The organism is Streptomyces lonarensis, from assembly GCF_012033735.1.
Lineage (GTDB): Bacteria > Actinomycetota > Actinomycetes > Streptomycetales > Streptomycetaceae > Streptomyces > Streptomyces lonarensis.
This window is the reverse complement of record NZ_JAAVJD010000287.1, coordinates 1-5771: the sequence shown is the minus strand read 5'-3', so window position 1 is coordinate 5771 and position 5771 is coordinate 1. Positions and strand designations below refer to the sequence as shown.

Annotated in this window: 6 protein-coding genes and 1 pseudogene; 4 read left to right on the top strand and 3 right to left on the bottom strand. The window is 76.3% G+C overall.

Translation table 11 applies throughout. From position 1 onward, the window contains the following. Positions 1–1472, bottom strand: a 1472-nt coding sequence (gene yczR / locus HCN56_RS22925) for a MocR-like transcription factor YczR (protein ID WP_167974167.1), incomplete at its 3' end; no start/stop codon positions are given. 392 nt (positions 1473–1864) lie between these two features. Between yczR and HCN56_RS22920 the strand changes: the two genes are divergently transcribed. From HCN56_RS22920 to HCN56_RS22910, 3 genes are all read left to right on the top strand, one after another. Further along, positions 1865–2239 carry an RNA polymerase-binding protein RbpA gene (locus tag HCN56_RS22920; RefSeq protein ID WP_167935094.1) on the top strand — a complete coding sequence of 125 codons (375 nt, stop codon included), beginning with the start codon at positions 1865–1867 and terminating at the stop codon, positions 2237–2239. A gap of 173 nt (positions 2240–2412) precedes the next feature. Continuing rightward, positions 2413–3153 carry a thiamine pyrophosphate-binding protein gene (locus HCN56_RS22915; RefSeq protein ID WP_167974165.1) on the top strand — a complete coding sequence of 247 codons (741 nt, stop codon included), beginning with the start codon at positions 2413–2415 and terminating at the stop codon, positions 3151–3153. 114 nt (positions 3154–3267) lie between these two features. Beyond that, on the top strand, positions 3268–4173 hold the full coding sequence (locus tag HCN56_RS22910) for a transketolase family protein (protein ID WP_167974169.1): 906 nt from the start codon (positions 3268–3270) through the stop codon (positions 4171–4173). An 88-nt stretch (positions 4174–4261) separates the two neighbouring features. Here HCN56_RS22910 and fxsA read toward each other — a convergent pair whose 3' ends face one another. Together fxsA and HCN56_RS22900 are read right to left on the bottom strand one after the other, a co-directional pair. Beyond that, a complete protein-coding gene (gene fxsA / locus HCN56_RS22905; RefSeq protein ID WP_167974163.1) occupies positions 4262–4891 on the bottom strand; it encodes an FxsA family membrane protein in 630 nt (209 codons plus the stop codon). Positions 4892–4894: 3 nt separating this feature from the next. After that, the gene (locus HCN56_RS22900; RefSeq protein WP_376770919.1) at positions 4895–5719 is read right to left on the bottom strand and encodes a polyprenol monophosphomannose synthase; all 825 of its coding nucleotides are present in this window, start codon (positions 5717–5719) and stop codon (positions 4895–4897) included. Between HCN56_RS22900 and HCN56_RS26730 the strand changes: the two are divergent. After that, a pseudogene (locus HCN56_RS26730) lies at positions 5694–5771 on the top strand (dolichol-phosphate mannosyltransferase); the annotation flags it as partial. The gene HCN56_RS22900 and the pseudogene HCN56_RS26730 sit on opposite strands and share 26 nt — an antisense overlap.

The following is a 5771-nucleotide window of genomic DNA, read 5'->3' as shown; positions in this document are numbered from 1 at the left end:
GGCACCTGGGGCGCCCCCGCGCCGCCGCGCAGCAGCGCGGCGGCGTCGGCGAGCCGGGCGACGGCCTCGACCGCCAGCGGGCCGGGCAGCGTGAACGGCAGTCGGAGATACCCCTCGAAGGCGCCGTCGAGGCCGAAACGGGTACCCGCAGGGACCCGCACCCCGTGGCGCTCCGCGAGGTCGGCCAGCCTGCTGCTGGACAGCCCGCCGGCGCGCGCCCACAGCGTCAGGCCGCCGGCGGGGACGGCGAACTCCCAGTCGGGCAGCCGGGCCCGCAGGGCGGCGACGAGCGCGTCGCGGTTGGCGGTCACCTGCCCGCGCCGCAGCGCGACGGCGGCGTCCCAGCCGTCCCCGTCCATCAACCGGGCCACCGCCAGCTGCTCGAACACCGGGCTGCCGAGGTCTGCGTAGGCGCGGGCCGCCACCAGGCTGCGGACGGTGTCGGGCGCGGCCCGCACCCAGCCGATGCGCAGCCCCGCCCAGAACGTCTTGCTGGCGGACCCGATGGTCACCACCGTGGAACCGCCGGGGTCGAAGGCGCAGACCGGGCGGACCGGTGCGGCTCCGGGCCGCAGGTCCAGGTCACGCATGGTGTCGTCCACCACGAGCAGGGTGCCGGCGGCCCGGGCGGCCGCCACCAGCTCGCGCCGCTGCTCCTCGTCGGCCAGGGCGCCCGTCGGGTTGTGGAAGTCGGCGGCGACGTAGGCGAAGCGCGGCGCGGCGTCCCGCAGCACGCGGCGCCAGGCGGGCAGGTCCCAGCCGGACAGCCCCTCCCCCATCGCCACCGGCACCAGGCGGGTGCCGGTGTCCCGCATCAGCTGCAGCACGTTGGCGTAGGAGGGGTGCTCCACGGCCACCCGCTCGCCCCGGCCGGCCAGCAGTCGCCTCACCGCCGCTACCCCGCCCATCGCGCCGGTGGTCACCATGATCTGCTCCGGCATGGTGGGCACCCCCGCGGCGCTGTACCGCTGGGCCAGGGCGCGGCGCAGCGCGGGCAGCCCCGCGGGGAAGTCGCCGTGGGTCGCGGTGGTGGTGCGCAGGTCGGGCAGCGCGTCCTCGAACGCGCGGGTCAGCAGCGGCTCGGGCGCCGGCAGCGCCGCGTAGCCGAGGTCGATGACGGAGGCCTCGGTGTCCGGCGGCAGCGGGTCCAGCCCGCCGGAGGGCGGGGCGTGCCCGGCGGGGACGGCGGTCCAGCTGCCCGCCCCGCGCCGCGACTCCAGGAAGCCGTCCGTCCGCAGCGCCTCGAAGGCGGCGGCGACGGTGGTGCGGCTGACGGAGAGCGCGGCGGCGAGTTCCCGCTCCGCCGGGAGGCGGGCCGCCACCGGTATCCGGCCCTCCAGCACGAGGTAGCGCAGCCCGTCGGCGAGGACGCGGTAGGCCGGTCGGCGGCGGTCGCCGGGCGCGGGCGCGGCCCCGCCGCCGAGTAGCCGTTTCAACTGCGCGGCACCGACGGTGGAGGTCCAGGTGGTCATGATGGCGGGTCCACTCCTCGCGACCGGCTCCCGGGGCGTGCCGACACCGGTCATGCTGCCAGACTCCCGCAGGCCGGGCCGCCGGGCGGGCCATGCGCGGCGGCGGCGCGACCCGGCCGACGGCCGCGCGATTTCACACCGGGGGCCTCGGACGGCTACAGTAGGCGGTTGATCCTCGTCCAACGACCGACCTCGTGCGCAGTCCCCCTGCGGACACCGGGTGACATCACTGTCGAGATGTGACGAACCGGGCGCGAGCGGGTAGGAGCAGTACGGCGGCGAGACGGGGCGAGCACCCCGCAACGGGAATCTTCCCCGCCGACCGGACGTTGACGGGATGACGACGACAGCCACACCTGTCATGTGGGCGACCAGCCCGGGAGGCACGATTCATGAGTGAGCGAGCTCTGCGCGGCACGCGACTCGTGGTGACCAGCTACGAGACTGACCGCGGTATCGACCTGGCTCCCCGCCAGGCGGTGGAGTACGCATGCGAGCGGGGGCATCGGTTCGAGATGCCCTTCTCCGTGGAGGCCGAGATCCCCTCGGAGTGGGAGTGCAAGGTCTGCGGCGTCCAGGCGCTGCTGGTGGACGGTGACGGGCCCGAGGAGAAGAAGGCCAAGCCCGCGCGTACCCACTGGGACATGCTGATGGAGCGCCGCACCCGCGAGGAGCTGGAGGAGGTGCTGGCCGAGCGGCTGGCCGTCCTGCGCTCCGGTGCGATGAACATCGCGGTGCACCCGCGGGACAGCAGGAAGTCCGCCTGAGGCGCACCACGATCACGACACGGCGCGGGGCCCGTCACCTTCGAAGGTGACGGGCCCCGCGCCGTGTCGCGCTCCGGGCGTTCGGCCGTCCGAGTGACGTGCGCCCCGGCGCCGCCGAGGGCCGCCGGCCACCACTTGACCTCAAGTCGAGTTGAGGTTGCAGGGTGGCGGACATGACCGCGACAGCGCACGACACCGCCCCCACCGCGCCGCCCGGCGCCGCCGATCCGCCGTTCGGGTACGACGACCTGCCGGCTCTGATGGCCCGGATGACGGGCGCCGACAAGCACGCCCCCGCCGCGGACTCGCTGACGGACGCCCTGTGGGTGCTGCACCAGGACGTCCTGCGGCTGGACCCGGCACGCCCCGACGCCGAGGACCGGGACCGTTTCCTGCTCTCCCGGGGCCACGGTCCGATGTCCTACTACGCCGTGCTCGCCGCGCGCGGCTTCCTCGACCCCGCCGTCCTCGACGGCTTCGGCACCTTCGACTCCCCCCTGGGCCACCACCCCGACCGCACGCTCGTCCCCGGCGTGGAGATCAGCAGCGGCTCCCTCGGCCACGGTCTGCCCATCGGTGTGGGCACCGCGCTGGGGCTGCGCGCCCGCGGCCTCGCGGAGCAGCGGGTCTGGGTCATGGTCGGCGACGCCGAACTCGACGAGGGCAGCAACCACGAGGCGCTGGAGTTCGCCGGAGCGTACGGCCTGGACTCGCTCCACCTGGTCGTCGTCGACAACTCCTCCGCCACCTGGGGCGACTCCCGCAGCCGCGCGGAGCGGATCACCGCCGCCGGCTGGTCACTGGCGGAGGCCGACGGCCGGGACCACGCCGACCTGCGGCGCGCGTACACGCTGCCCCACCCCGGCCGGCCGCACGCGGTGCTGGCCCGGGTCGAGCCCAAGCACGCCCGCTGATCGCCGACCACACCTCCGAGGAGCCCGCACATGCCCGTCCCCGCAGCCACCGCCTCCGCAGCCACCGCCTCGGCGCCCGCCGTCGGCGGGTCCGCGCCGCCGCCCGGGGAGTCGATGCGCGACCGGTTCGTCCGGGTCGCCTCCGACCTGCTCGACACCGACGACCGCACCGCCGTGGTGCTCGCCGTCATCACCGCCGCGGCGTTCGAGGAGGCGGCCCGGCGCCACCCGGACCGCGTCATCGACGTCGGCATCCGGGAGCAGCTGCTGATCGGCGCGGGCGCGGGACTGGCCCTGGCCGGGATGCGCCCCGTCGTCCACACCTTCGCCTCCTTCCTGGTGGAGCGGCCCTTCGAGCAGCTCAAGCTGGATCTCCAGCACCAGGACGTGGGCGCGGTGCTGGTGAGCGCCAACGCGTCGTACGACTGGCCGCAGGGCGGGTTCACCCACATGGCGCCGGGGGACGTCGCGCTGCTGGACACCCTGGACGGCTGGGGCGTCCACGTGCCGGGCCATCCCGACGAGGCGGAGCTCCTGCTGCGGCGGGCCGTCGCCGGCGAGGGCCGGGAGTACGTGCGCCTCTCCGAGCAGAGCAACCGGGCGGCGCTGCCGGTGGCGGACGGGCGGCTGCTGCCGCTGCGCGAGGGTGGACCGACCGCCCCGGTGGTCGTCGCGGTCGGGCCGATGCTCGACCCGACAGCCGAGGCGGTCGCCGGGCTGGACGTCACCCTGCTGTACGCGGCGACGGTCCGGCCCTTCGACGCCGTGGGGCTGCGGGCGGCGGTCGGCGCGCGCCCGACGGCGGACGTGGTGCTGGTGGAGCCCTACCTCGCGGGCACCTCGACCGCCCGGGTCGCCGAGGCGTTGAGCGGGACCCCGCACCGGACGCTGGCGCTCGGGGTGCCCCGCGCCGAGCTGCGGCGGTACGGCACCCGCGAGGAGCACGCCCGCGCCCACGGCCTGGACGCCGCGGGGCTGCGCGGGCGGATCGCCGCCTTCGCCGGGGCGGCGCGCGACTGAGCGCCGCGGATCGGGACGGGGAACACCCCCGGCAGGGCACAGCCGGGGGTGTTCCCCGTCGGCGGCGCGCCGCCGCGGGCGATCCGGATCAGCCGCGCGGCGAGGCGCCCGGGGTGTCCTCGCCGGGCGGGCGGGCGCCGGGGCCGCGCTCGGTGTCCTCGTCGAGGACCTCGCCCTGGACGACCTTGCCGTCGGGCCGCTGCATCCGCAGCCGGGTCTCGGCGGCGCGCGCCTCCTGGTAGGCGGTGCCCAGTGGGCCGGCGCGGCTCACCACCAGCCCGCTCAGCGCGCTCCGGACCAGGGCGGCGGTGGGCGGGAAGACGAGCAGCAGGCCGAGCACGTCGGAGAGGAGTCCGGGGATCATCAGCAGGATGCCGCCGACGGCCGAGAGGCCGTTGCCGGACCGGGTGTCGGTGCGGTCCAGCCGCCGTCCCTGCTGCGCGGCCTGCACCGCCTCATTGAGGTTGCGCAACGCGCGGCGGCCGGCGCGGCGCAGCACCAGCGAGCCGGCGACGAACCCGGCGAGCAGCACCAGGACGACGGTGAGGCCGCCGGCCGCGCGGCCCAGCAGCAGGAGCAGCCAGATCTCGGCGATCACCCACACCACCGTCAGCAGCGGCAGCAGCTTGCGCACGCGGCTGCGGGAGCGGGCGTCGCCCGGGGAGCGTCCGCCGGAGGGGCGGCCGGGACCGATGGGAGGCGGGGAACCGGTGGTCATGACTCAAGTGTGCCTTCGTCCGGTGATGCTGCGGAAGCGGGACGCGACGCCCCAGGCGGTGACCCGCCACAGGGCCTCGGTGACGATGGCGCGGCTCATCTTGCTGTCGCCGTGGGCCCGTTCCACGAAGGTGATCGGGACCTCGACGATCCGGTGGCCCGCGCGCGCCGCGCGGTGCAGCAGGTCCACCTGGAAGCAGTACCCCTGGGAGGCGACACCCGCCAAAAGGTCGGGGGCGAGGACGTGGGCGCGCAGGGCGCGGAAGCCGCCGGTCGCGTCGCGGACCGGCAGGTCGAGCAGTGCCCGGGAGTAGCCGCTGCCGCCGCGCGAGAGGAGCTGCCGGTAGCGCGGCCAGTGGACTATCCGGCCGCCGGGGACCCAGCGCGACCCGATGACGAGGTCCGCGCCGCGCAGCGCGGTCAGCAGCCGGGGCAGCTGCTCCGGCTGGTGGGAGCCGTCGCCGTCCATCTCGACGAGCACCGGGTACCCCCGCTCCAGCCCCCAGCGGAAGCCGTCGAGGTAGGCGGCGCCCAGCCCCTCCTTGGCGGGCCGGTGCAACACGTGGACGGCGTCGTCGGCGGCGGCGAGCCGGTCGGCGACGGCGCCGGTGCCGTCGGGGCTGTTGTCGTCGGCCACCAGGATGTCGGCGTGCGGCACGGCGGTGCGCAGCCGGTCGACCAGCGGCGGCAGGCTGGCGGCCTCGTTGTAGGTGGGGATGACGACCAGCACCGGGCCGTCACCGCGGCCGGGCGGTGGGGGTGCGGGGGTCACGCGGGCCGGTCCCCCGCCTCCTGCTTCGCCCGCGCTGCGCGGCGCGGACCTCGTCATCGGGTCGCGCTGGGTCCCCGGCGGCCGGATAGTCCACTGGCCGCGCTACCGG